At 46.8% G+C, this 22,787-nt stretch carries 31 protein-coding genes; 18 read left to right on the top strand and 13 right to left on the bottom strand.

From position 1 onward, the window contains the following. Window positions 1–250: 250 nt before the first annotated feature. Complete coding sequence (locus ABU165_RS22460; RefSeq protein WP_009791438.1) at window positions 251–1,318, bottom strand: NAD(P)/FAD-dependent oxidoreductase; 1,068 nt, start codon at window positions 1,316–1,318, stop codon at window positions 251–253. A gap of 343 nt (window positions 1,319–1,661) precedes the next feature. Here ABU165_RS22460 and ABU165_RS22455 point away from each other — a divergent pair, with 343 nt between their 5' ends. Next, on the top strand, window positions 1,662–1,901 hold the full coding sequence (locus tag ABU165_RS22455) for a YuzB family protein (RefSeq protein WP_009791437.1): 240 nt from the start codon (window positions 1,662–1,664) through the stop codon (window positions 1,899–1,901). A gap of 232 nt (window positions 1,902–2,133) precedes the next feature. On the opposite strand, the gene ABU165_RS22450 is transcribed toward ABU165_RS22455, so the two are convergent. Then, complete coding sequence (locus tag ABU165_RS22450) at window positions 2,134–2,826, bottom strand: DUF2225 domain-containing protein (RefSeq protein ID WP_094769463.1); 693 nt, start codon at window positions 2,824–2,826, stop codon at window positions 2,134–2,136. Window positions 2,827–3,020: 194 nt separating this feature from the next. Between ABU165_RS22450 and ABU165_RS22445 the strand changes: the two genes are divergently transcribed. From ABU165_RS22445 to ABU165_RS22435, 3 genes are all read left to right on the top strand, one after another. Beyond that, entirely contained in the window at window positions 3,021–3,386 is a 366-nt protein-coding gene (locus ABU165_RS22445; protein ID WP_009791435.1) for a HesB/IscA family protein, read from the top strand. 102 nt (window positions 3,387–3,488) lie between these two features. Next, window positions 3,489–4,175 (top strand): hypothetical protein, encoded by a 687-nt coding sequence (locus ABU165_RS22440; protein WP_101549583.1) that lies wholly within the window; start codon window positions 3,489–3,491, stop codon window positions 4,173–4,175. A gap of 110 nt (window positions 4,176–4,285) precedes the next feature. Continuing rightward, window positions 4,286–4,522, top strand: coding sequence for a hypothetical protein (locus tag ABU165_RS22435; RefSeq protein WP_022544342.1), 237 nt, complete (start codon window positions 4,286–4,288; stop codon window positions 4,520–4,522). Between the two features lie 52 nt (window positions 4,523–4,574). Here the strand turns inward: ABU165_RS22435 and ABU165_RS22430 are convergent, their stop codons facing one another. Then, entirely contained in the window at window positions 4,575–5,615 is a 1,041-nt protein-coding gene (locus ABU165_RS22430) for an NAD(P)/FAD-dependent oxidoreductase (protein ID WP_263625372.1), read from the bottom strand. Between the two features lie 314 nt (window positions 5,616–5,929). Here ABU165_RS22430 and ABU165_RS22425 point away from each other — a divergent pair, with 314 nt between their 5' ends. From ABU165_RS22425 to ABU165_RS22405, 5 genes are all read left to right on the top strand, one after another. Next, on the top strand, window positions 5,930–7,147 hold the full coding sequence (locus ABU165_RS22425) for an NAD(P)/FAD-dependent oxidoreductase (protein WP_009791430.1): 1,218 nt from the start codon (window positions 5,930–5,932) through the stop codon (window positions 7,145–7,147). Between the two features lie 108 nt (window positions 7,148–7,255). After that, the gene (locus ABU165_RS22420) at window positions 7,256–7,741 is read left to right on the top strand and encodes an NUDIX domain-containing protein (RefSeq protein ID WP_170939579.1); all 486 of its coding nucleotides are present in this window, start codon (window positions 7,256–7,258) and stop codon (window positions 7,739–7,741) included. A 153-nt stretch (window positions 7,742–7,894) separates the two neighbouring features. After that, window positions 7,895–8,020, top strand: coding sequence for a YuiA family protein (locus tag ABU165_RS22415; RefSeq protein WP_022544339.1), 126 nt, complete (start codon window positions 7,895–7,897; stop codon window positions 8,018–8,020). Window positions 8,021–8,178: 158 nt separating this feature from the next. After that, window positions 8,179–8,502, top strand: coding sequence for a YuiB family protein (locus tag ABU165_RS22410; protein WP_022544338.1), 324 nt, complete (start codon window positions 8,179–8,181; stop codon window positions 8,500–8,502). A 334-nt stretch (window positions 8,503–8,836) separates the two neighbouring features. Continuing rightward, complete coding sequence (locus ABU165_RS22405; RefSeq protein WP_101549585.1) at window positions 8,837–9,547, top strand: 3D domain-containing protein; 711 nt, start codon at window positions 8,837–8,839, stop codon at window positions 9,545–9,547. A gap of 282 nt (window positions 9,548–9,829) precedes the next feature. On the opposite strand, the gene ABU165_RS22400 is transcribed toward ABU165_RS22405, so the two are convergent. Continuing rightward, window positions 9,830–10,606: a cobalamin-binding protein gene (locus ABU165_RS22400; RefSeq protein WP_094769467.1), complete on the bottom strand. Its 777-nt coding sequence runs from the start codon at window positions 10,604–10,606 to the stop codon at window positions 9,830–9,832. A 10-nt stretch (window positions 10,607–10,616) separates the two neighbouring features. Next, window positions 10,617–11,096, bottom strand: coding sequence for a divergent PAP2 family protein (locus ABU165_RS22395; RefSeq protein WP_009791424.1), 480 nt, complete (start codon window positions 11,094–11,096; stop codon window positions 10,617–10,619). Window positions 11,097–11,312: 216 nt separating this feature from the next. On the opposite strand from ABU165_RS22395, the gene ABU165_RS22390 reads away from it, so the two are divergent. The 4 genes from ABU165_RS22390 to ABU165_RS22375 all read left to right on the top strand — a co-directional run bounded on the left by ABU165_RS22390 (window position 11,313) and on the right by ABU165_RS22375 (window position 15,542). Further along, entirely contained in the window at window positions 11,313–11,690 is a 378-nt protein-coding gene (locus tag ABU165_RS22390) for a DUF309 domain-containing protein (protein ID WP_022544336.1), read from the top strand. Window positions 11,691–11,751: 61 nt separating this feature from the next. Beyond that, the gene (locus tag ABU165_RS22385) at window positions 11,752–13,254 is read left to right on the top strand and encodes a leucyl aminopeptidase (protein ID WP_022544335.1); all 1,503 of its coding nucleotides are present in this window, start codon (window positions 11,752–11,754) and stop codon (window positions 13,252–13,254) included. 266 nt (window positions 13,255–13,520) lie between these two features. Continuing rightward, window positions 13,521–14,834, top strand: coding sequence for a Na+/H+ antiporter family protein (locus tag ABU165_RS22380; RefSeq protein ID WP_009795442.1), 1,314 nt, complete (start codon window positions 13,521–13,523; stop codon window positions 14,832–14,834). Window positions 14,835–14,948: 114 nt separating this feature from the next. Next, window positions 14,949–15,542, top strand: coding sequence for a sulfite oxidase-like oxidoreductase (locus ABU165_RS22375; RefSeq protein ID WP_101549590.1), 594 nt, complete (start codon window positions 14,949–14,951; stop codon window positions 15,540–15,542). A gap of 199 nt (window positions 15,543–15,741) precedes the next feature. Here ABU165_RS22375 and ABU165_RS22370 read toward each other — a convergent pair whose 3' ends face one another. The 3 genes from ABU165_RS22370 to ABU165_RS22360 are packed head-to-tail and all read right to left on the bottom strand — an operon-like array spanning window position 15,742 to window position 18,204. Then, on the bottom strand, window positions 15,742–16,806 hold the full coding sequence (locus ABU165_RS22370; protein ID WP_009795440.1) for an alpha/beta fold hydrolase: 1,065 nt from the start codon (window positions 16,804–16,806) through the stop codon (window positions 15,742–15,744). Continuing rightward, window positions 16,796–17,404 carry a hypothetical protein gene (locus tag ABU165_RS22365; protein ID WP_009795439.1) on the bottom strand — a complete coding sequence of 203 codons (609 nt, stop codon included), beginning with the start codon at window positions 17,402–17,404 and terminating at the stop codon, window positions 16,796–16,798. Before ABU165_RS22365 ends, ABU165_RS22370 begins: the two co-directional genes overlap by 11 nt. Before the next feature lie 26 nt (window positions 17,405–17,430). Continuing rightward, the gene (locus tag ABU165_RS22360) at window positions 17,431–18,204 is read right to left on the bottom strand and encodes an SDR family oxidoreductase (RefSeq protein WP_009795438.1); all 774 of its coding nucleotides are present in this window, start codon (window positions 18,202–18,204) and stop codon (window positions 17,431–17,433) included. 229 nt (window positions 18,205–18,433) lie between these two features. On the opposite strand from ABU165_RS22360, the gene ABU165_RS22355 reads away from it, so the two are divergent. The 3 genes from ABU165_RS22355 to ABU165_RS22345 all read left to right on the top strand — a co-directional run bounded on the left by ABU165_RS22355 (window position 18,434) and on the right by ABU165_RS22345 (window position 19,251). Continuing rightward, window positions 18,434–18,688, top strand: coding sequence for a hypothetical protein (locus ABU165_RS22355; RefSeq protein ID WP_142385249.1), 255 nt, complete (start codon window positions 18,434–18,436; stop codon window positions 18,686–18,688). Window positions 18,689–18,717: 29 nt separating this feature from the next. Next, the gene (locus ABU165_RS22350; RefSeq protein ID WP_022544333.1) at window positions 18,718–18,909 is read left to right on the top strand and encodes a hypothetical protein; all 192 of its coding nucleotides are present in this window, start codon (window positions 18,718–18,720) and stop codon (window positions 18,907–18,909) included. 156 nt (window positions 18,910–19,065) lie between these two features. Continuing rightward, on the top strand, window positions 19,066–19,251 hold the full coding sequence (locus ABU165_RS22345) for a hypothetical protein (RefSeq protein WP_022544332.1): 186 nt from the start codon (window positions 19,066–19,068) through the stop codon (window positions 19,249–19,251). A 120-nt stretch (window positions 19,252–19,371) separates the two neighbouring features. On the opposite strand, the gene ABU165_RS22340 is transcribed toward ABU165_RS22345, so the two are convergent. Further along, window positions 19,372–19,779 carry a YuzC family spore coat inner layer protein gene (locus tag ABU165_RS22340; RefSeq protein WP_009795433.1) on the bottom strand — a complete coding sequence of 136 codons (408 nt, stop codon included), beginning with the start codon at window positions 19,777–19,779 and terminating at the stop codon, window positions 19,372–19,374. 251 nt (window positions 19,780–20,030) lie between these two features. On the opposite strand from ABU165_RS22340, the gene ABU165_RS22335 reads away from it, so the two are divergent. After that, entirely contained in the window at window positions 20,031–20,636 is a 606-nt protein-coding gene (locus tag ABU165_RS22335) for a DedA family protein (protein ID WP_009795432.1), read from the top strand. A 49-nt stretch (window positions 20,637–20,685) separates the two neighbouring features. On the opposite strand, the gene ABU165_RS22330 is transcribed toward ABU165_RS22335, so the two are convergent. After that, complete coding sequence (locus ABU165_RS22330; protein WP_009795431.1) at window positions 20,686–20,868, bottom strand: hypothetical protein; 183 nt, start codon at window positions 20,866–20,868, stop codon at window positions 20,686–20,688. A 372-nt stretch (window positions 20,869–21,240) separates the two neighbouring features. On the opposite strand from ABU165_RS22330, the gene ABU165_RS22325 reads away from it, so the two are divergent. Beyond that, on the top strand, window positions 21,241–21,624 hold the full coding sequence (locus ABU165_RS22325; protein WP_035403284.1) for a PaaI family thioesterase: 384 nt from the start codon (window positions 21,241–21,243) through the stop codon (window positions 21,622–21,624). 46 nt (window positions 21,625–21,670) lie between these two features. Here ABU165_RS22325 and mnhG read toward each other — a convergent pair whose 3' ends face one another. The 3 genes from mnhG to ABU165_RS22310 are packed head-to-tail and all read right to left on the bottom strand — an operon-like array spanning window position 21,671 to window position 22,786. Beyond that, complete coding sequence (gene mnhG / locus ABU165_RS22320; RefSeq protein ID WP_094769490.1) at window positions 21,671–22,042, bottom strand: monovalent cation/H(+) antiporter subunit G; 372 nt, start codon at window positions 22,040–22,042, stop codon at window positions 21,671–21,673. Beyond that, entirely contained in the window at window positions 22,026–22,310 is a 285-nt protein-coding gene (locus ABU165_RS22315) for a Na(+)/H(+) antiporter subunit F1 (protein WP_009795427.1), read from the bottom strand. Before ABU165_RS22315 ends, mnhG begins: the two co-directional genes overlap by 17 nt. Further along, window positions 22,310–22,786, bottom strand: coding sequence for a Na+/H+ antiporter subunit E (locus tag ABU165_RS22310; RefSeq protein WP_009795426.1), 477 nt, complete (start codon window positions 22,784–22,786; stop codon window positions 22,310–22,312). The genes ABU165_RS22315 and ABU165_RS22310 overlap by 1 nt, the downstream gene beginning before the upstream one ends. Window position 22,787 lies beyond the last annotated feature (1 nt).

Below are 22,787 nucleotides of genomic sequence, written 5' to 3'. Positions count from 1 at the left end.
CCCCTTTCCTAATTAGGTCATTCAAATAAAAAAGGAAGGTCGCTTATCTTAACGTCTCTTCGTTATAAATTGTTAAATGAGACTGGTGATTCCGTTCCAGGCACACTTCATTCAATCGGCTTTGAATTGAATGACAGAGATTCTGCTCTCTGTGGCATTTTTCAGATCTATAAATAAGGTCAGTTATACATTCACATTAAAATTAAAAAGGAGTACGGATCTTCCATCCGTACTCCTTTGGTTTGCTTGATCAGCCATTATGATATTTGTACATCCATAAAATTCCGGATTTAAGCAGTCTGGCGACGCGGCCTGTGATCGGTCTTTCGGCGACAAGGCCGAAGCCATGCTTTTTGCCGAGTGAGCCAAGGACGCCTTTCAGCTTGATGACCGGCAGGGATTCTGGCAGCTCTTCGCCTTTCCAGCGCTTCAGGAGGATCTGGACAATTTGTTCTGCCTGGCCTTCGGCAAGCTGTGCACTTGGTGCATGCGGCAGGCTTGCGCAGTCTCCTACAACATACACATGCTCATTGCCGGGAATGTTATGGTGCTTGGTAAGCACGACACGGCCCTGTGCATCTTTTTCCACCGGCAGGTCACGGACAACCTTGCTTGGCTGAATGCCTGCTGTCCATACAATGGCATCGCACTGAAGGGGCTCGTCATGGTTATAAAGGATGTTTTCTTCTACACGGGTAATGTTGGAATTGTTGATGATTTCCACTCCGTGATTGTCAAACCAATTTTCTACATAAGTGCTTAATCTTTCAGGGAAAGCGGAAAGAATATGATTTCCCCTGTCAAACAGCTTCACTTTCAGATCCGGCCGGCTTTCATTCAGCTCGGATGCCAGTTCAACGCCGCTCAGTCCTGCCCCAACGATGGCAACGACAGACCCCGGCGACAGATTGTTCAATGTTTCATAAGTGCGGCGTGATTTTTCGATTGTCTGGATGCTGTAGGTGTGTACATCTGCCCCAGGGACATTATGGTACTTATCCTCGCACCCAAGTCCAATGATAAGGTCATCATAGGAAACAGGAGTTTCATTTGCCAGGTTTACCTGCTGTTTTTCAAGGTCGATCCCCGAGATTTCTCCATATTTAATCTTAAGGCGCGGATGCTCAGGGAAAGCAACCCGGACATGCTGATCAGAGATCGTTCCTGCTGCTAGTGCATAATATTCAGTTTTAAGGCAGTGGTAAGGTACCCGGTCAATCAGTGTAATGCTTGTATCTTCCGGCAATGAGTTTGGCAGCAGACGGGCAAGAGCTCTCATGCCGCCATATCCTCCGCCAAGTATGACAAGATTTTTCATAACCAAATTTCCCCTTTTGTCCAGTATGTAAGCAGCTATAGTAATATATTAAAATAATAGAACACAATGACAGAATAAGAATTAAACGTTTACATTATTATATTAGCAAAATAATTAGAATATTAATTCACAAGAATATTCATGAAACAACATAAAAAGTATAACGAAATTATAGCTAAATCACAACACATATCTGAATAATCCAGGCAAAAGTCGACATTATACGCCCTTCAATCATCCAATAATGATAATCCAGCGCTTACTGTGTATGTGACAGTATGCCTTTGCTTGCGTTTTTGCCTGAAACCAAGTACATTAACAATTAGTAGAGAGGTGAATAGATGTGATTCAGCCAATCATAGAATTTTGCATCAGCAACCTGGCAAGCGGTGCGCAGAAGGCCCTGGAAATCCTTGAAAAGGACCCGGATCTGGATGTGATTGAGTATGGCTGCCTTGGGTACTGCGGAAAATGTGCAAGCTCTTTATATGCCCTGGTGAACGGTGAGGTTGTAACAGGAGAGACGCCGGAGGAACTGGTGGAAAACATATATCAATTCCTGGATGAAAATCCGATGTTTTAATATAAAAGGCCGCATATCGATGCGGCCTTTTTCTTATAGTTAAGGAATTTATAAATTGGAAGACTTGTGGATACTTTTCAATGCTTGATCCACGTCCAGCTCCACCGCCTACCCCCTCGTGGTCATAAGCCAAACCTCCCAAAAAGGCAAAGAATGCCTTTCCGGGAGGTTCGTCTTATGCTTGTCGGGGGTGATCAAGGCGCTTGCGCTTTTGTTCTTGAAGGAGCAGACATCAGCAGGTCTGCCTTCTGCTTTCCCTCATTTCATGCCAGCGTTCTCTTGCCATATCAATGATCCCCGGCTCAAGCGAACGGCTTTGCTGTTCGATTACCTTGGAGAAAAACTTGATTGCCTGCCCATCGCTGCCTATTTTCCTTGAAAGTTCTGCAATGAGGTATAGAAGTCTGGTTTCAGAGATCTGCGTGCCCTGGTAATCACCGCTTGAATAGGATTCCACATATTCATGGGCAGCCAATTTCATAAAGCGCTGTTCCTGTGTCTCATCGCCGCCATTTCTGTACAGCCAGGCAAGCCGCATATACAATCCCGCGATGGACACATGCTTTTCCTTCTTCAAAAGTGCTGAGTAGACAGCCAGCTTGTATGTCTGGATTGCTTCATTCCTGCTCCTCTTCCTGCCGAAGTCCCTGGGCTTCCATTGGCTCGTGATCTTTTCATCAATCTGTTCCTTTGAACCCGGGGGGAAATATGGGCTGAATTCCTCGGAAAACGAAAAGCCGCATTGAGGACATACTTGTATATAATAGAATATCGGATTGCTTGCATCTGAGTCATAAAAAGGAAGAAAATCAGTGTCATAGCCTTTGATTTTTACGAAGCGGGAACGGACCTTCTGGCTTGTAAAGTTGTTCTTGCATACAGGGCAGCTGCAGCTTTTTTCATACAATGGCTCCAGTATGGCCAATTTTCTCACCTTCCATTATAAAATAGTAGGTTTATTATACCATAAACAACAGGGTGTTTTAGGTAATAAGTTCTAATTCAGGAGCGGATTTGATAAAAGGGCCCTAAAATTGAAGCCTGCTCAGTTGAGTCCCGCTCAAAGTCTGTATATACTATATATAAGAGTAAAAACCTCAAGATTAAGGAGGATTTAAAATGGAAAACCAAATTGTTGAAATTACTGAAGCTGCGGCTTTTCAAATTAAAGATATGATGAAGCAAAATGAAGAGGAAAATGCATTCCTGCGTGTTGCAGTAAAAGGAGGGGGCTGCAGCGGGTTGTCATACGGCATGGGCTTTGCGCATGAAGTTGAAGAAAACGATGCCCAGTTCGAGCTCCATGGCCTGCAAATCCTTGTAAGCAAGGAAGATGCTGCCATCCTTAACGGCACAAAGATCGACTATAAGCAATCCATGATGGGCGGCGGATTCACGATCGACAACCCTAATGCCATCGCTTCCTGCGGCTGCGGTTCTTCGTTTAGAACGGCCAAGAATGCAGGGACACCTGAAAATTGCTGATTCCTTAATTGTCATCATATACCTTACAGAACGCTTCCTGACCTCAATCGAGCATATCAGGAAGCGTTTTTTACATGGAAAAAGAGAAGGGGGGGTTAAAAAATGAAGCTTTTTCAAAATACGCAGGAGTCTGAGAGCGAGTTTGGGTGCAGCCCGATTATCCAGACGCCGGCAGGAGCCATTGCATTTGACCTCCGAATCAATGGCCAAGTCCCATCCAGGTGCCATAGCAAACCTTCCTGCTATAGGCTGGAAAATGGAGAACTCTTGCTGAGATATTCACATAAGGATTACATAGCCGAGCTTCTCCTCTGCGAACCTGACACCAGGATTCCATCACATATGAAAATAGAAAAAGCAGCTGCTGCCGTCTGGAGGCTGAGAGCTTGTCATAATTTAAGGGACTGTATATTTCAAGCAGAGATGGAACCAATAGGAAGCGCCGGGTGGCCGGACAGCGGAGAAAGGCTCGAGGCGATGACCTGGGAGTATGGGGAATGGAAGCTCACTCTTGGCACAGAGGATGGGGCTGCCTTAGTTCAAAGGTCAAGAATAAAGGATATGATGCCGGACTCATTCTATGCTGAAGATGAAATTTCACAAATCCAAATCGTCAGGTATTTGCCAAATGCGATTGCAGTTCCAATCCCGGAAATAAGAAAGGGTGAACTTTGCCAGGTCCATTTTGTGGCAGCGTGGAGCCGCCCGAAGGAAGATGGGGATGCTTCCGCATGGTTTGCTGTAGATAGAACAGGAGGGGAAATCCTCGAAGGGTCAGGATTGTACTAAATTGGGCTGCCGGGCAGCATCCATTTTTTCAGAAAAAGGATGTTCGCACTGCCGGCTTGTCTCCCTCATGCATAAGATGAAACATATCTTGCTGCAGAGGGGGTGAATCTATGGGCTGCTGGTATAATGACAATGTAGCAGGCTTATCGGGCAACAGGCACTGGAAGCAGGATGATGTGGCTGGTGCATCTGACTGTCATCACAAGAAACGCGATGATGACTTTAAGGTAAGGGTTGAGGCCTTTATTGACAGTGAGGAATTTTGCAGGGCTGTAAGGCGCTGCCTGGCTGATGACGTAGCCGGGGCAGAAACAGACCGCCGCAGAAAACGCAGACACTATTGGTAAGAAATAAAAGCGGCCCCGCCGGAGTTTCTCTCCGGCGGGGCCATTTTATTGATTATTTATCAAACATGGACGTGCTGTGCAGAGGCTGCACCCGTGCTTTAGGATCAATAAGGGCCTTAGCATTGTTCACTGCAGTCGGCGCTTCTCCGAAACCGGAAGCAATCAGCTTCACTTTGCCGTCATAGGTGCAAATATCGCCGGCTGCGTAAATGCCCGGGATATTTGTCTCCATTTTGCTGTTGACGACAATATTATTTTTTTCAATTTCCAGGCCCCACTCTTTGATCGGGCCAAGCGATGAAACAAAGCCGTAGTTGACGATGACGGCATCAACATCGATGGCTTCTTTTTCTTCCCCTTTGGCATCCTGGATGATCACCTGGGAAATGCCCTCCTCATTGCCGATCAGTTCGGCAGGAACAAACGGAGTCTTGATTTCAACCTTGGAATTGTGAAGGTTTTCTACACTGTGCTCGTGGGCGCGGAACTTGTCGCGGCGGTGGATGATCTTTACGTTCTCTGCGATAGGCTCAAGCATCAAGGCCCAGTCTACTGCTGAATCGCCTCCTCCGAATACAACCACTTTCTTCCCGGAGAAATGATTCAGGTCATCAATGAAGTAGTGCAGGTTCTTGCCTTCATATTGCGGAGCCGAGTCAAGCTCAAGGCGGCGCGGCTGGAATGCGCCATTTCCGGCCGTGATGATGACCGTCTTTGTATAGTGGATTTCGCTGTTGGTGGTTAGCTTGAAAATGCCGTCCGGCTGTTTTTCGAGCTTTTCAACCGACTGCTCAAGCGATACCGTAGGTTCGAATTTCTTCATCTGCTCTTTTAAATTATCGACGAGCTCCTGTGCCCGCACTTTCGGGAAACCGGCTACATCATATATGTATTTCTCCGGATAAAGAGCTGACAGCTGCCCGCCAAGCTGGGGAAGGCTTTCAATTATTTTAACAGAGGCCTGCCTCATGCCGCCGTAAAAAGCAGTGAACAGCCCGACAGGCCCTCCGCCGATAATCGTTATATCATAGATTGTCTGATCTTCCTTCACACTAATCACCTCAACATATGTAGTAACATTTCTAGCCTTCATCATATCATAAATAATGAAAAACCTCACATAGCAGAACTGAAAGTTGTTGGAATAATGAGAAAAATTGCGTAAAAATCTTAATTTTCTCAATAGGATATATTCTGCTTTTAACCTTGAAAAACCGCGGAAAAAAGAATATTATGTATTATAGACATAAACTTTGTGACAAATTTCGGACATTTTTTTGCTCTGCTTCGTGAAGAATATCACAAACTTTTTCTTGTACTTATAAAATAAAAACTCATAAAGCAGTGGAAGATAAGAAAAAGCAGAAGAGTTTTCGAAAATACTAATAAAGGTGGAAGTGATACGCTTTGAAAAAGCCAAAAATAGTAATTCTAGGTGCCGGCTACGGCGGATTGATGGTGGCAACACGTTTGCAAAAGCAGGTTGGAGTGAATGAAGCAGAAATCGTATTAGTGAACAAGAATGACTATCACTATGAAACGACTTGGCTGCACGAAGCTTCTGCAGGTACTCTTCATCACGATCGAGTTCGCTATGATGTTAAAAATGTCATTGACCGAAACAAAATCGAATTTGTCCAGGGTACTGCTGTTGAAATTAAAACTGAAGAAAAGAAGGTCATCCTCGAGGAAGGCGAAGTAACCTATGACTACTTGGTCGTTTCACTTGGTGCTGAGCCGGAAACATTCGGCATCAAAGGCCTGGATGTACATGCTTTCTCTATTATAAATGTGAATGCTGCAAGACAGATCCGCGAGCATATTGAATATCAATTTGCCACTTACAATACTGAAGAAGAGAAAAAGGATGAAAGGCTGACAATTGTAGTCGGAGGCGCCGGCTTCACAGGCATTGAATTCCTTGGCGAGCTGGCAAACAGAGTGCCTGAGCTGTGCAAGGAATATGATGTGGACTACAGCAAGGTTAAGATCATCTGTGTTGAAGCTGCTCCTACGGTCCTTCCTGGCTTTGACCCTGAGCTTGTCAACTATGCAGTCTCCCACCTGGAGAAAAAGGGTGTTCAATTCCTGATTGGCACTGCCATCAAAGAATGCAATGAAGATGGAATCACGGTCGGAAAAGGCGACGAAGAAGTTGAGCACATCAAAGCAGGCACTGTCGTCTGGGCTGCAGGTGTTCGCGGCAACTCCATCATCGAAAATTCCGGCATTGAAGCGATGCGCGGACGTGTAAAGGTTCAGCCTGACCTAAGGGTTCCTGGCCATGAAGATCTATTCATTATCGGCGACTGCTCATTGATCATCAATGAAGAAATCAACCGTCCTTATCCTCCTACTGCCCAAATCGCCATGCAGCAGGGAGAGGTATGCGCGCGCAATATCGTTGCACTGATCCGCAACAAGGGTGAGCTTGAGACCTTCACTCCTGATATCAAAGGTACAGTATGTTCATTGGGCGAAGACGATGCCATTGGTGTGGCTTTCGGCAAGAAATTGGTAGGATCAAAGGCTTCCTTCATGAAGAAGATGATCGACAACCGTGCCCTCTTCATGATTGGCGGACCTGGACTTGTCCTGAAAAAAGGCAAATTCAATATCTTTTAATAAAAACTGCCGGGGATCATTTCCCCGGTATTTTTGTGTCCAAAAACCAATTAGAAGCAGAGCTCTGCTACAATAGAAAGATCATTATGCATGGAGGTCATAAACGTAATGGAGAGCAAACGAGGCAAAGTGTGGCTTGCTGTTTCAGGCCTGGTTATTTCACCGGAGGGAAAGTGGCTTTTAGTTAAGAAAAAATACGGCGGGCTGAAGGGCAAATGGTCGCTGCCTGCAGGCTTTGTTAATCCAGGGGAGACTGCCGATGAAGCAGCTGTAAGGGAAGTAAAGGAAGAAACGGGCATTGCAAGCAGGCCGGTTGGCATGATAGGGCTGAGGACTGGTGTGATCCGCGGCGAGGTCAGCGACAATATGATCCTTTTTCTTATGGCGCCTGAAAAAGGCCAAAGCATCACTGTCCAGGAAAGCGAGCTGATGGATGTGCAGTTTATGGAACCTGGAGAAGCAGCGGTCCATGAAGATGCCTCGATCCTTCTCAAGTATTTGACAGAACTTAATGAAGGGGCTGCCAAACAGCTGATAGACGGCGTAAACCCTGGCGACCACTTCGGATACTCCGCATATAAACTATTTTTATAATTTTCAGAAATTATTAGAATTCATTAGATATTGTAAGATAATCTAACATGTATGCGTTTACAGAAGGGCTTTTCCGGCTAATATGAAGCTTTCCATTTTCCTCAATCCTTGATATATTATCAGAAAATTCAGTGTGTAAAGGGGATGAGCAGGATGGCAGCAATGACTTATGAAACCAAAGAATGCGACTATTGTTCAGGGAAGGGCTATTTCCAGCTTTTATTAGGCGGCTCTGAAACATGCACCTGCTGCAACGGTTCCGGCAAAAAGAAAGGATAAAATAAAACCCTGCTGACTGCAGGGTTTTTCCGTGGCTGGATTTTCCTTCGGCAAGGCCTGAACAGTTATAGTTGTTAAAAAGTGTTCACAAAATTAAAATTGACTACCTTTCGGCCATTCAGTACACTTAAAAGTGATGTTTTAAGGGGGTACTGCCTGTGCAGATGACTATTTTTGTGTTGCCAATTTCAATGCTGCTATTTTTCGTTTTATTTTTTGGAATCGGTTTTATATTGAATATGCTGCTTAGAATGTCCTGGATCATGGCCATTATTTATCCAATCATCGCTATCCTGATTGTTGACCAGGTCCGTTTCATAGAATATTTCACCAACAGCGGTGAAGCATTTCCTGAGCTGGGAAGGCTTTTGTCAGAGCTCGCCATGGCTGATGTCCTGATTTTAAGCAGCGGGATGGCTGGTGCAGTTGCAGCCGGTATTACTATTAAACTGCTGAGAAGCAAAGGCTACAGAATGTTTTAATGTAAAAGCATTCCCATATTGGGAGTGTTTTTTTTGCTCTGTGAAACACACCTTTTCATATGAATGAGTCTAAAATCAATACAGAATACCAACAGACCCTACTATTAAAAAATATAACAAAAGTCTGAGATAGGCGACTAAAAAACTTCAGAATCATAAATTTTATAATTTTTTTTTAGGAAATACCATTCCTGTACTAAAACCTTGATACAGCAGGCTTTATATGAATTTTACTTCTAATACAGAAACCGCGGTATTGCCTTAATTCCAATCCTCCCAGGAATACTTTTTCTAAAGTTGGGAAATGATTAACTTGGGAGGAGTGAATTATTATATGAATAGACTAAAAAAATGGACAAAACGCATCATCATGTCAGTTTTATTTTTAGGGGCACTGCTTACCACCTTTCAATCCATATCCGGAGTAGGCGCGAAAACCCTTGAGTCCTATCAGTACGAAGGCGGCGGGGCAGCAGCTGAAATGGAAGATTATGCTTTCTCAGACCATACATATAAAACAATGGGACTTGCCTACAAATATCTTCCGAGGCTGGAAGCGAATGAGCTGATTTCCTCAGCGGAGGCGGTTACTGCCGAGCCACAGTCCTTGGAAGAAGCATTCAATTGGTCAGAATATCCCGCCAAATCTGTAGTGGCGACCGGCTATACGGCCTATTATGAATCAACAGGAAAGAATCCGGGGCACCCGTCCTTTGGCATTACATACTCTGGGGTCAAGGTAAAACGAGATCTGTACTCTACAGTAGCAGCAGACCTGAACGTTTTCCCGATCGGCACCATCCTGTTCATACCGGGTTATGGATACGGGGTCGTAGCTGACAAAGGCGGCGCCATCAAAGGTAATAAACTTGATCTATATTATGAAACCGTCGAAGACGTCTACAGCAGCTGGGGCAAAAAAACGCTTGATGTTTATGTGATTGAAGAGGGAGACGGAAGCCTGACCGAAGAGGAACTAAGCGCCCTTAACGAGAACGAATCCATGCAGGTATTCCGCCACCAGTACAGGGCTGTGGAGGAATAGGAAACGCGGAGGCGGCTTGCCCGAGGCAGACAAGCATAAGACGCTTTAGGATAGAAGGCGGTCTTTGCCTTCAATCCTAAAGTGGATTATGACTCGAGGCCCTAGACGCCGGAGCTGGATCAAGAAAAGCTGATAAGCCTTGTTCAGTAGAGGAACGAGGAATTGAAAGTCCGAATTTGAGGCTGTCGCAAATAAATCCGGAAAGTCGCAAATAAAAGCCAAAAAAGAAAATAAAACTAAGAAAGAGGGAGGCCGGATCAAACGGCCTCCCTCTTTTTATCGCTAAAAGCATTCCGGATGCAGTATACGGGCGAGCCTTTCAGCGCCTTCAATCAGGCGGGGGGAAGGGCGGCAATACAGTTCTTCCTCCAGTACGAGGATTCTTTCATGTTTGACTGCCTCAAGTTCCTTCCATCCTGGCCTTTTCACGACAATCTCCGGCTTTACCTTTTCTTTGCGGACGCCTACCCATGCAAGGCAGATATAATCAGGCTGGCGGCGGAGGACGTCATCCCAATCTGTCTGGACGCTGGCGAGTTCCACATCCCTGAACAGATTGACGGCGCCGGCAAGCTCGCTGATTTCAGTGAGCCAGTTGATGCTTCCAGGGGTGAAAACCGGCTTTGGCCACCATTCCCAGTAGAGGGAGGGTTTGTACCCGGCGCCTGCCGATTTTTCCTGCAGGCTTTTAATTTTCGTCCTGAATTCGCCGGCTGCCTTTTCACCCAATCCGGGATATCCGGCAGCCTCGGCTGCTGTACCCAGGTCCCGTGCAATATCCTCAAGGCTTTGGGGATTAAGGGTAATGAAAGGCAGGTTCCTATTCCTTAATTCCCCGATATTTTTCTCCATCCCCGGCACGCTCAAGGATGCCAGTACGAGATCAGGCTTCAGCGCTTCAACCTTATCCATATCAATTGACAAATCAGGTCCGAGCCTTGGCAGATGAAGCACTTCCTCCGGCCAGTCAGAATAGTCATCGATTCCGACCAGAAGATGTGTCAGCCCGAGGTAAGCGATAATTTCTGTGTTGCTGGGACAGATAGATACTATTCTCATAAAAGTCTCCTTATAGATTAACTAGCATATCGAGAACAAGGGTCAAAGCAATCCCTGTCAGGCCCCCGAAAAACACTTCAATCGGTTTGTGGCCGAGGAGCTCCTTCAGTTCTTTCTGTTTTTCTTTTTCGGCCTTTTTCTGCCATACTTTCGCTTCTTCGACGAATTTATTAAAATCGTTCACAAGCTGATTCAGGACAATGGCCTGTTCACCTGCCTGCCTTCTTACACCGGTTGCATCAAACATCGTGATGATGGCAAATACAGCCGCCACCGCGAATACAGCAGAATCCATCCCGGTTTCCAGGGCGACTCCCGTGGAAAGGGCAGTGACGGCGGCCGAGTGGGAGCTGGGCATGCCTCCCGTGCTTGTCAAGAGTGACCAGTCCAGTCTCCTCGTCGCAATATACTGAATGGGCACCTTTACAAACTGTGCAAAAAAGATTGCGGCCAGTGCAGACCATAAAGGGAAGTTGAGCAATAAATCCATCGGGAAACCACCTTTTCATTTTTTGGCTGTTTTGCAGCTGCCTGGGCTGACAGGAAGCAAGTGGAGCTGGAACTTCCATTATGCCTCAGCTGCAGGGCGGAGTGCCCTTTTGTTTTTTATACCCGCCGGGGCGGAAGTTGAATACTGTAATTTATGTACATCTGATATGATATGGATAACCAGGAGTATGAATACATTCTGTGCAGGGGTGATTGCATGCTTTATCCCAAAGAATATTATGAGTTCTTCATCTGTTTCAATGAAGGCGACTATTATACTTGCCATGACCTTTTGGAGGAAATGTGGATGGAAGATAAAGCCAATCTGTTCTTCAAAGGGCTGCTGCAAATGAGTGTGGCCATCTACCATTACGAGTACGGCAATGTAAAAGGCGCCAGGCTCATGATGCGGGCTGCCCATTCTTATCTTCAATCCTACAGGCCGAAGCATTGGGGGCTGGACCTTGAAAAGGTGTACGGATTCATCTCTGCATGCCTCTCCATTATACCAGAGACTATAGATACAATTCCTTATGAGGAGGTAAAAACCCTTCCCGTCCTGCCTCATATCTATTTATTTTTGGAAGATGATTAGATTCTCGAAATAAATCACTTTATCCGATATAATATAGGTATTAATACTGGAGGTGATCAGAATGTATACAATCAAACAGGATTTGGACTTCGGTGCCGGCCATGAGGCCCTTGTCATCGGATTATTTGATAAGCCTGCCAAGCTTGAAGGCAATCTGGCAAAGGCGGATGACATTTTTGAAGGAAATCTGACAGAACTGATGAAAAGCGGAGACATTTCAGCTAAGAAAAAAGCAGTCTCCAAAATACATACATTTGGCAAAACAGGAGTCAAAAGGATTTATTTTGTAGGGCTTGGAAAAGAAAAGGAACTGGATTTTGAAGTGCTGAGGGAAGCTTTCGGAAAGGTCTTTAAGCGTTTAAAAGAAGACAGGCTGCAGGAGGCTGCGCTTTATCTTGACTCATTTACAGCGGAGGATGCAGACGCAAATGATGCGGCGCATGCTGCAGCAGAAGCTTTCGAGCTTTCAGCATATGAATTCCAGGGCTATAAGCAAAAGTCTAATGAGCCTGAAAGGAAAGTCGAAAGCCTGACCGTGTACAGTACTGCAGATGAAGCTGAGGTTAAGGCTTCACTTGAAGTCGGGACTGCCCACGGAAAAGGGACAAACTCCGCGAGGACGCTTGTAAACCTTCCAGGTAATATGCTGACAGCAACAGATTTGGCGAACTACGCGCTTGAGCTCGCAGGCAGATATCATTTCGAAGCGGAAATCCTTGAAAAAGAAGATATGCTGAAGCTCGGCATGGGCGCACTTCTTGCCGTCAATCAGGGATCTTCTGAGCCTCCGAAAATGATTGTCCTGAAATACCAGGGCAGGGATGAGTGGACCGATGTGGTCGGTCTGGTCGGAAAAGGCATCACTTTTGATACAGGCGGCTATTCACTCAAGCCGAAAGACGGCATTGTCGGCATGAAGACCGATATGGGCGGAGCTGCCGCTGTGCTTGGCGCCATGGAAATCATTGGTGAACTGAAGCCGGCACAGAATGTTGTTGCCGTCATTCCGTCTACAGACAATATGGTGAGCGGTACTGCATTCAAGCCGGATGACGTTATCACTTCCATGAGCGGAAAAACGATTGAAGTACTGAATACAGATGCAGAAGGGCGCCTTGCTCTTGCTGATGCTGTTACCTATGCGAAGCATCATGGAGCAGGCTATCTGGTAGATGTAGCGACTTTGACAGGCGGTGTGATCGTCGCGCTTGGCAATGATACAACCGGCGCATTGGCGAATAATGAGGCTCTCTATGAGCAGGTGCTCGAAGCTTCATTTGAAGCCGGAGAACCGATCTGGAGGCTTCCATTATTTGAAAAAGACAAGGCACGCATCAGGAGCAGCAAGATTGCCGATCTGAACAACTCTCCTGGACGTGCAGGCCATGCCATCATGGGCGGGGGCTTTGTCGGGGAATTTGCCGAAGGGACTCCTTGGGTGCATTTGGATATTGCCGGCACTGCTACTGTTGACAAGGCGCATGATCTCGGTCCTTCCGGTGCCACCGGAGTGATGGCCAGAACACTTGCACTTATGGTAGAACGATTTGAGCCATTTGAATAAGAACTAATTTGGCCTGGCCCTCAAGGGGTCGGGCTTTTTTCATTTTTCAATATCACCCCTGCACCGTCCTCCAATCCCTGGAAGTCCCCCGGGATCATTGACAGGCCTGCCCCTGTATGGTATTTTAATATTTGTGTTTTAGTTCTTTACCAATTTATCAGAGTAAAGCAATCAAGAAGAAGCTTACACTTCTCAACCTGCTAAAACAGGCTGAACTATTCATTCCATATACTTATACGTTTTTACATCAAGAGAGGGGATTTAACATGAATGCAGTAATAGCAGCTGTGCTTGTGATGCTGGCGCTGAGCCTTTTGCGTGTGAATGTTGTGTTTGCACTGATTGCAGGGGCATTGGTTGGCGGTTTGACTGGCGGGCTGTCTGTAGATAAAGTAATTGAAGTATTTACAAACGGGCTTGGAGGGAGTGCCGAGGTGGCCCTCAGCTATGCGCTTCTTGGCGGGTTTGCCGTTGCCATTTCCAAAACCGGGCTTCCCAACTTAATGGTGGACTGGGTGCTTGGGGTTGTCGGCAAAAACGGCGGATCCAAGGGAAAGGCCTATTCAAAGGCATTGATCGTGTTCGCGATTCTATTGATGGCCTGTTTTTCCCAGAACCTGATTCCCATTCACATTGCCTTTATTCCAATCTTAATACCGCCGCTTCTTCATGTTATGAATGAATTGAACATCGACCGGCGCCTGATTGCTTCAGTCCTGACATTCGGGCTGACTGCACCTTATATCCTGCTGCCTGCAGGCTTCGGGAAGATTTTCCACGAAATTTTGGCCAGCAATATGGCTGACAGCGGCCTTGTCATTGAAATGGGAGATATCCCAAAAGCGATGCTGATTCCGACTGCCGGTCTTGCAGCAGGCCTTATCATCGCAGTGTTCTTCTCATACCGTAAATCAAGAAGCTATGAGACTATCGAAATCGCTGCTCCGGAAAAAGGAAGCTATTCAAAAATGGCAATCCTGTTTTCCATCCTCGCCATTATCGCGGCACTTACAGTTCAGATTATCCTGGATTCTATGATATTCGGGGCGCTGAGCGGCATCCTGGTCATTTATATCAGCGGAGCAATCCGCTGGAGGGAAGCAGATGCCCTGTTGACCGAGGGAATGAAAATGATGGCTTTCATCGGCTTTGTCATGCTGGCGGCCTTTGGGTTTGCTGATGTGCTGAAAGAAACGGGCGATGTTGAGAGGCTTGTTGAGCAGGCAGCGGGAATTATCGGCGGCAGCAAGCCTCTTGCAGCTTTCCTTATGCTCCTTGTCGGCCTGCTCGTGACAATGGGCATCGGATCATCCTTCTCGACCATCCCGATTATTGCGACGATCTTTGTCCCGCTTGCCATGGAGCTTGGCTTCAGTCCAATGGCGACCATCGCTTTGGTCGGAACAGCTGCTGCTCTTGGTGACGCAGGGTCGCCGGCTTCAGACAGTACGCTCGGGCCGACGGCCGGGCTTAATGCTGATGGACAGCATAATCACATTTGGGATACATGTGTGCCAACCTTTGTGCACTATAATATTCCGCTGATTGCCTTTGGCTGGATTGCAGCAATGGTTCTATAATCAAGCAGAGGGGCTCCTGTAATGATGGAGCCCCTCTTTTTGCATATTCCTGTGTATGAACAGAAATATAGGATAATATATCCTTACATACAGAAGTGAATGGGGTGATTTTGCATGTATTTCGGAAAAGTAAGGAAAGGGGACGGGGGGCGTGTACCGCCGAACCAGAATGTGACCGCATCTTTTCCGGTCCTGCACCATGGCAATGTTCCTTATTACTCGAATCTGGATAACTGGTCGCTGCGGATCTTCGGGACAGTGGAAAAGGAAAAGGTAATCAGCTACAGTGATCTTCAAAAGCTGCCGCAGACAGAGTCCGGAAATGATATCCATTGTGTCACTGGCTGGTCAAAGCTGGATAATGTGTGGAGAGGTGTAGCTGCAAGTGAGATTGTCAGGCTGGTAAAGCTTAGAGCTGAAACATCATTTGTCATTCTGCATGCAGAGGAAGGATGGACGTCCAACCTGCCGCTTGCAGACTTCCTGAAGGAAACGAGCCTCCTGGCACACTCCCATAATGGCGAGACTCTTACCCCGGAACACGGATATCCGCTCCGCGCCGTCATTCCGCACCTTTACTTCTGGAAAAGCGCCAAATGGCTCCGCGGCATCGAGTTTTCTGCTGTGGATAAGCCTGGATTCTGGGAAAGAAATGGCTACCATAATTATGGGGATCCTTTCAAAGAAGAAAGGTTCAGCTTTGATTGACCTGGCCATGGAAAAAACCTCATCCCAATGAAGATGAGGTTTTTTATAAAAGATAAGCCCCACTATTAGCTGCAGCATCTCTTGAAGTAATCTGCAAACACAATTGAGGCAAACCCGTAATAGCTGCAGTGAGCTGTTGGTCCAAAAAGCTTCTCATAGTTCAAGGTATAAAACATCGTATCCCTCCATTGTCCAGATTTTAACTGCCGGAAGGCTCTGAGTGTTCATGGAGCCAATCGGTCAGGTAGGGAGGAAGCTGTCCGCCCGATGCAAGATTGGCGTGCCCTCCATGCTGCAAGTGAAAAGTTCTGTCTCTGCTCGAAACGAGGCCGATCACAGGCTCAACCTGTTCTCTGGGAACCAGCCTGTCTCCTGCTGTTGCTACAGCAAGCAGGTTTGCCTGGATATTAGCCAGGTCGGCTTTTCTTCCGTCGATGATGAGAGAGCCGTCCATCAGGGAGTTCCTTCTCCCGAGCTCATGGAAAATCTGTTTTAAGGCTGCTCCGGAAAAAGGGATATGGCCTGATGTCCAGGTGTTGAACCTCAGCCACTTTTCTGTGTATTTCTCATCATATGAGCGGTTTAAAAGAGAGAGGTAGTGAGATAAGTAGATAGGTGAAGTAAGCAGCCGCATGCCGGCTTCCATTAAGGGGGCCGGGATGATTCCTAGTGCATCAATGACAGCGTCAAAATCAGCCCTGCCTGTTGAAACGGCTTCAATCCACTCATCATAGGCGGGCAGGATGCTGAAATCAATTGGTGTAACAAATAGAACCAGGTTCTTGATTGGCTCCTCTGAGATGCTTGCATAGATGGCTGCAATGGTCCCGCCAAGGCAAAAGCCCATAACTGTCAGCTCTGATGCCCCTGAGTGCCTGAGCGCTCTTGCGGCGGCTTTCGCAATATAATCCCTGATATAGTCGGTGATCGTCAGGTCTTTATCTTCATATCCCGGGGCGCCAAAATCAATAAGGTACACATCATAGCCTTTATTGACAAGTACCTCGATCATGCTTTCATTTGGTGCAAGGTCCAGGATATAAGGCTGGTTGATGAGTGAATAAATCAGGAACATGGGAGTGCTGTACTTTCTTTCCGCCGGGGGGTAATGCCATAAGACCGCTTTGTTCTTTTTCCAGACTGCCCTTCTGTATGTGCATCCCTGATCGGGCTGTGCTGCCGAGAGAGTCCGGAAAAATCCTCTCCATCTCTCCTGTTCCTTCTCGGACCAGAATCCATTGGAGCTGCTGCTATTATCTCCCATTACTTTTCGATCCTTTCAAAGGCAATCCGGATTGGATTTCAGCATTTTTCTGGATATTATCCAGAAGGATGCTGAGTGCCCTGGACCGTGCTTTCCGTCTCTTCTCAGCCGGACTGTCTTCTGGTTTTTTCCTGGAAGCCGCAGTTCCTGAATCATTAACAGATTCTGGTTTGGAGGAAGGTGCTTTCAATTGCGGGTTCTGACCGGATTTAGGAAGGTCCATAGCCGGGCTGTCCGGCTTTTCTGTTAAGCCTCCTGCCCCAAGCATTTCGACCGAACTTTTTATATCGGCAAGTGTACTGGACAGTGCCATCATTTGTTCGTCAAGCTGATCGACTTTTTCTTCAACCTGAATGGCCAGTTTTGCCACCCGGGCAACATCGTTCTTTGTAGGGAAGTTTAAAGGTATGGAAAGCAACTCAACCATATTCCTGCATTGGCTGATCATACTCGCGATTACAGCTGAATTCGAGCTGGCTGAAAGCAGAAGTTCTTCTTTATTCAGCTGCTTTTTTATCAGCTCATTTAGTTCAAATTCAAGCTTCATTCCCATTTTTTTTAATGAACTGAATAATTCCTGCGCTTGTTCATTTGACATTTCGCCTGCTCCTTTCCGCTGTTTTTCTAGATGGTTGCCGTCAAGCCGCCATCTACTACAAGCGTATGGCCTGTCACATAATCAGAAGCACTGGAAGCCAGAAACAACGCTGTTCCCTTTAAATCCTCATTCTTGCCAAACCTTCCGGCAGGTATTTTTTTCAGCAATATTTTATTGGTTTTTTCCATGGATGCCGTCATTTTTGTCGGAAACAGGCCCGGGGCAATACTGTTGACCTGGATGTTATAAGGGGCGAGCTTCACAGCCAGATCCTTTGTCAGCACCATCAGCGCCCCTTTACTGGTGTTGTATGCCGGTGTATCCAGGAAGCCGGATGGAGCCCCCCTGAATCCTGTGACAGATGCGATATTGATGATTTTTCCGCTGCCCTGATCCTTCATGGCTCTGGCAGCTGCCTGGGTAAACAGGAATGCGCCCTTCACATTTACATCCATCACTTTGTCCCATTTGTCTTCCGGGTAGTCCAGGAGCGGAGCGACCCAGGAAGTTCCGCTGTTATTGATCAGGATGTCAAGCCGGCCGAAATGGCTGATCGTTTCCGCGATGACAAAGCTGATATTGTTTTCATTGGTCACGTCGCATTCCAATGCCAATGACTGGGCTCCCATGGATGCCAGTTTCTTGCTGACAGTCTGGCACGCCTCAAGATTCCTGGAACAGACGACTATATTTGCTCCTGCCTCTGCAAGTGCATAGGCCATCTGCTCGCCGAGCCCCCGCCCGCCGCCGGTGACGATGGCCGTTTTATTGGACAAATCGAAAAGTTCTTTAGTATCCATTTATGATATCCCTCCTTATTGGAACAGCTGTAAGGCTACATATGATGAATTCTGGAATACCCTGCAGGCTGCCGATTTATGCTTCGCTATATTATAGACGAGCCATCATGCAAAAGTGCAGAAAATGGTTGTTCTCCCAGCGCCTTTTCTTGCCTGGGGAAAGTATAAAAACAGCCTGTTTGGGAAAAATCAAAAATGGAAGATTTCTGGTATGCAGGGAGGCGGCCGGATGGATGAAAAGCAGATAAGGGAAATATTCGATGAAGCGGGATATAGTGCACTTGGGCAGTCATTGAGCTTCAAGCTTTGGCTTTCAGGCGTGATGGAGCATTCCGGGGCAGGAGATAATCCGCTGGAGCTCCTTTTGGAAGCATGCTCTTTCGATGATGGTGAGCCGATCCTCTTCGACCAATTTCTGTTCCAGCTCCGGCTGGTCAGCTCTGCAGATGAACGGAATTGCCTTCCCATTGGTTATTGGCAGTGAAAAATAAGAAGCAAAGAAGAGGTGCTATCATGCAGAAAAATGCAAGAGGATATGTACAGGACTCATATGGATCCCTGAATCAGGCGAAAGATTCCCTGCAGCAGGCATTATCAACGGTAGAACAGGGTTCAAACCGTGAGCGCATCGAGGAATCCCTCCAGGCGGTCGAACAGGCACTGCAGGCGTGCGGACAAACGGCAGATATATTGGAACAAAAATAATGCTGAAAAACACAGGGGAGCTTCTCCTGTGTTTTTTTTGCCGATGAAGAACAGCCCGGCGGTGAATGCCCCGGAAAGCGGACAAATGCCCAGTCCAAAAGGCATTCGCCTGCATATGTAGTAGTGTAGGGAAGAAAATAAGGAGGTAGACCTTTTATGCATCCATATAGAGCGCCATATTATGCTGGAGGCGGTTCAAGATTTTTCTTTGGGGCGCCGTTTGTAGGCGGATTGCTTGGAGGGCTTGTCGGCAGTGCACTGTTTTTTCCGCGGCCAAGGCCATACTTTTACCCGCCGCCATTTTACGGCCCGCCATACGGCGGAGGATATCCGTATTACTGATTGATGAAGGTATGAAGTGCCATTTAACAATAGACTCTTTCTTTTAAGGCTCTCTGGTTAGGAGAGCTTTTTTCTGTTGTGCTGAAATTCCTGCATCAGTGCTGCGGCCTGCACTTGCACTTACATCCATCTGAGCTTTAAGGTCAGGCTGCAGCACTGAGCATGGTCATCTTTTGCTTCAAATACCAGGGTGAGCCCGTCCGGTGTATATGTGACACGGGGCTGCGACTTAATTCCGGTTGCCTTGATCATCTCTTCTGCTTTTTTTGTCTGGGATTGCTGGGCAGCTGACATCAGATCATTGGAAAACTGCTTGGAAGTAGCCATCCTGTCAAGCAGTGACCTGGCATCACTCATTAGATCCTGCATATGCTTGGCCGAGCTCATAAAGGTGGCAGGATTGACAGAAGGAAACTGCCTCACGCTGGCTGTATAATAGAGCTGGCGGGGAGGCGGAGGAAAATGGCATACAGGCTGCGGGTAGCGGCTGATGCTGTTTCTTCTTCCGTAATAATAATGCGGAAACATTTATTTGGCTCCTTTCATGGAACATAATCCAGGTGCACCCATTCATTCCATCTATATGCGGCGGCCCCCTTTCTTACGATTGCCAGTGAAAAAAAAACTGTCAGCCATCTTAATCGGTTATGTGCTTTGCAGGAAGGAATATACATTTAAGTAGCATGAGCGTATTAGTATGGATTCATAAAGATAAAAGAGGGGTAAACAAGGGTAATGGAGAATTCTTAAATAGATGGAGAGCGGGGGAGGTGCTGAAGATGGAGCTGGATTATATTTTGCTGCTGATTGAAGAAAATGGCTATGTCGGCCTATTCCTGTGGCTCTGGTTCGGCGTCTTCGGCATCCCCGTCCCAAATGAAGTCATTGCCATGACAGTCGGGATGGTCTCCTCGATGAGTGTGCTTCATCCTCTTGGGGCTTTTCTAGTGACCTATGCCGGCATGACTGCCGCGCTGACGACCTGCTATACACTTGGCCGGTTTATCGGCCGGCCGCTGATCAAATATTTCCATAAAAGAAAACGGTTTGCAAAAATAATTGATGACTCTTTGAGGCTGATGGATAAGCATCATGCCTTTTCCCTTTCACTCAGCTATTTCATACCGGGGCTGCGCAATTTTGTCCCATTCCTCTATGGCTTCAGCAGGCTTCCATTCAAAACCTTCGCATTGTTTGCCTTCAGCGGGGCACTGCTCTGGCTTGCGGTTGCTTTCACTTTAGGATATCTGTTCGGCGATCATATAGATGCCATCATCCTTTATGGAAAAGAGGCGCTCTTGGCCGGTGCCGTCTTTGCGCTTATCATCCTCGTGATCAAGACACGCAGCAGAAGAAAAAAAGAAAAGCAAAGGGAGCTGGCGTGAGGGAGCTAAAAAAAGAAAAGGCAGCGTGCAAAAGCTGCCTTTTTGTGTGCTAATAGTGATGGCGGTGTTCAACCAGGTCAATGGCTCCCAGAACGATATGGGCAAGTCCGAAGCCGACGATGGTGTCGGACAGCGTGCTGTCTACTTTTCTGGATTGCTTCAGCGCGTAGCCTGTTGCTGTTACAGCTGTACCAAGAACTGCTGGAATTAAACCTTCACGGATATGATCCATAAATGAACACCCCTGTCTATGGTTTCGTCCATGTTTTTGCGGAACTTGATGGACATCTTTAGTTTGCCGCAGCAGGCTTTTTTTATTTAGCTTTGTTAAACATTATTGTTGATTTTGGGCTGCATTTCAGCTGTGCTGAAATGCAGCCCAAAATCAACAAGGTACACTAACGCAGCCTTTTATTTAAGCAGTTATTTTGTATTAGATTGGCGTTCACTGACTCCGAAGCAACACACTGCTCCCGGCCTTTGGGGCAGGGAATGAAGAGCAAGGATACTTTGCCAGGTTGTCTGTCACAAGGATTGAAGTTATAGTAAAAGTACATACATAGTCATGCACCATGGTTAAAAACATGGAGGGGGAACTGGAATGATGAAATTGGAGAATACGCTGATACATGCCTTAGGAATAGAAGTGACTGAGCTTGGGAAAGGGCATGTGACAGCGACCATGCCGGTCGATGAGAGGACCAGGCAGCCTTTCGGGCTTTTGCATGGCGGCGCCTCGGTAGCTTTGGCTGAAACGGTGGCCAGCATCGGTGCATTTGAATTAGTGGACCAGGAAAAACAAGCTGTGGTCGGCCTTGAGATCAACGCCAACCATATCAGGGCAAAAAAAGACGGAGTCGTCACTGCAGCTGCCACTGTTCTTCATCAGGGAAAATCAACAATGGTCTGGGATATCAAAATCACTGATGAAGAAGGGAAGCTTGTGTGTGTTTCAAGATGCACAATGGCGGTCATTCAAAGGAAATAGCAGCATCTGGGCATGAGAATAACAAGAAAAGCCATGAGGGATTCCCTCATGGCTTTTCTTGTTTGACGCTTACCTGTGAATTTTTCTTTGTTTTTAAATCATCCTGGACGCTTACATCCGCCAATGGGACACCTGCGTTATATGCTGCACGGCTGATCAGGTGGCCGGCAACAGGGGATGTCATAAAGATAAATACGATTCCCAGGATAAGCCTTGAGTTGAAATGCCCTTCTTCTGCATAAAAATAAAGGAAGGTCCCAAGCAGAACGGACATGACACCCAATGTAGCGGCTTTGGAGGCGGCGTGGTTACGTGTGTATACATCAGGCAGCCTGATTACTCCAAAAGCCGCTACAAGGCTGAGAAAGGCCCCTATCAGGATCAGGACTATGATGATGATTCTAATGATTTCGATCACGTTCAATAATAACCCCCTTTTCCAGATATTTCGAGAAGGCTACCGTGCCGATGAATGCAAGGATACCGATCAGCAGGATGATCTCCAGGAAAGCATTGGTTTTCAGCAAGATGGAAATGAGTGCAATGACAGCTACGAGATTGATCCCGATGGCATCGAGTGCCACGATTCTGTCAGGGATGGTTGGCCCCTTGATTACACGGTAGATAAGGCCGACCATGCTAACGGAAATGCAGAGCAGCGAAATTTGTACAATCACTTCCAGCATCACTTGCTCACCTCCATGATTGCTTTTTCAAAAGAATTCTTGATGCTGCTGACCGATTCATGGACATCCCCTATATCCATGGCGTGGATATAAAGGATTCTATTATCATCGGAAACATCGATGACCAGCGTTCCCGGCGTTAAAGTGATCAGTCCCGAAAGGACCGTGATTTCCCAGTCCTCGGTCAGCTCTGTTTCAAGAGCAAAGATGCCGGGCCTGATATCAAGCTTTGGCTTCAGGATTACCTTCAGTATGGCGATATTGGATAATATCAGCTCCCTCATAAAGATCAGCAGCAGATTCAGGACAGCCGCGACCCGGAGCAGATAAAAGCGTGAATCGAAGAACCGCCTGAATGCAAAGATGATCAGCAGCCCGAAGAAATAGCCGACAAGGAATGTTACCGGGTCATAAGAGACCTTAAGGAACATCCATACAAATGCTAAAAAGAAATTCAATAAAATTTGAAATGCCATA

Source organism: Cytobacillus sp. T106 (assembly GCF_040492155.1).
In the GTDB taxonomy this organism is placed as follows: domain Bacteria; phylum Bacillota; class Bacilli; order Bacillales; family Cytobacillaceae; genus Bacillus_AB; species Bacillus_AB infantis.
The sequence above is the reverse complement of the archived record's forward strand: the minus strand, read 5'-3'. Positions and strand labels throughout refer to the sequence as shown.

Coding starts and splice junctions, on each gene's coding strand:
- ABU165_RS22460 (WP_009791438.1), bottom strand. CDS start 1,318: ATGAAAAATCTTGTCATACTTGGCGGAGGATATGGCGGCATGAGAGCT.
- ABU165_RS22445 (WP_009791435.1), top strand. CDS start 3,021: ATGGAAAACCAAATTGTTGAAATTACTGAAGCTGCGGCTTTTCAAATT.
- ABU165_RS22440 (WP_101549583.1), top strand. CDS start 3,489: ATGAAGCTTTTTCAAAATACGCAGGAGTCTGAGAGCGAGTTTGGGTGC.
- ABU165_RS22435 (WP_022544342.1), top strand. CDS start 4,286: ATGGGCTGCTGGTATAATGACAATGTAGCAGGCTTATCGGGCAACAGG.
- ABU165_RS22430 (WP_263625372.1), bottom strand. CDS start 5,615: ATGAAGGCTAGAAATGTTACTACATATGTTGAGGTGATTAGTGTGAAG.
- ABU165_RS22420 (WP_170939579.1), top strand. CDS start 7,256: ATGGAGAGCAAACGAGGCAAAGTGTGGCTTGCTGTTTCAGGCCTGGTT.
- ABU165_RS22415 (WP_022544339.1), top strand. CDS start 7,895: ATGGCAGCAATGACTTATGAAACCAAAGAATGCGACTATTGTTCAGGG.
- ABU165_RS22405 (WP_101549585.1), top strand. CDS start 8,837: ATGAATAGACTAAAAAAATGGACAAAACGCATCATCATGTCAGTTTTA.
- ABU165_RS22400 (WP_094769467.1), bottom strand. CDS start 10,606: ATGAGAATAGTATCTATCTGTCCCAGCAACACAGAAATTATCGCTTAC.
- ABU165_RS22395 (WP_009791424.1), bottom strand. CDS start 11,096: ATGGATTTATTGCTCAACTTCCCTTTATGGTCTGCACTGGCCGCAATC.
- ABU165_RS22390 (WP_022544336.1), top strand. CDS start 11,313: ATGCTTTATCCCAAAGAATATTATGAGTTCTTCATCTGTTTCAATGAA.
- ABU165_RS22385 (WP_022544335.1), top strand. CDS start 11,752: ATGTATACAATCAAACAGGATTTGGACTTCGGTGCCGGCCATGAGGCC.
- ABU165_RS22380 (WP_009795442.1), top strand. CDS start 13,521: ATGAATGCAGTAATAGCAGCTGTGCTTGTGATGCTGGCGCTGAGCCTT.
- ABU165_RS22375 (WP_101549590.1), top strand. CDS start 14,949: ATGTATTTCGGAAAAGTAAGGAAAGGGGACGGGGGGCGTGTACCGCCG.
- ABU165_RS22370 (WP_009795440.1), bottom strand. CDS start 16,806: ATGGGAGATAATAGCAGCAGCTCCAATGGATTCTGGTCCGAGAAGGAA.
- ABU165_RS22365 (WP_009795439.1), bottom strand. CDS start 17,404: ATGTCAAATGAACAAGCGCAGGAATTATTCAGTTCATTAAAAAAAATG.
- ABU165_RS22360 (WP_009795438.1), bottom strand. CDS start 18,204: ATGGATACTAAAGAACTTTTCGATTTGTCCAATAAAACGGCCATCGTC.
- ABU165_RS22355 (WP_142385249.1), top strand. CDS start 18,434: ATGGATGAAAAGCAGATAAGGGAAATATTCGATGAAGCGGGATATAGT.
- ABU165_RS22350 (WP_022544333.1), top strand. CDS start 18,718: ATGCAGAAAAATGCAAGAGGATATGTACAGGACTCATATGGATCCCTG.
- ABU165_RS22345 (WP_022544332.1), top strand. CDS start 19,066: ATGCATCCATATAGAGCGCCATATTATGCTGGAGGCGGTTCAAGATTT.
- ABU165_RS22340 (WP_009795433.1), bottom strand. CDS start 19,779: ATGTTTCCGCATTATTATTACGGAAGAAGAAACAGCATCAGCCGCTAC.
- ABU165_RS22335 (WP_009795432.1), top strand. CDS start 20,031: ATGGAGCTGGATTATATTTTGCTGCTGATTGAAGAAAATGGCTATGTC.
- ABU165_RS22330 (WP_009795431.1), bottom strand. CDS start 20,868: ATGGATCATATCCGTGAAGGTTTAATTCCAGCAGTTCTTGGTACAGCT.
- ABU165_RS22325 (WP_035403284.1), top strand. CDS start 21,241: ATGAAATTGGAGAATACGCTGATACATGCCTTAGGAATAGAAGTGACT.
- ABU165_RS22315 (WP_009795427.1), bottom strand. CDS start 22,310: ATGCTGGAAGTGATTGTACAAATTTCGCTGCTCTGCATTTCCGTTAGC.
- ABU165_RS22310 (WP_009795426.1), bottom strand. CDS start 22,786: ATGGCATTTCAAATTTTATTGAATTTCTTTTTAGCATTTGTATGGATG.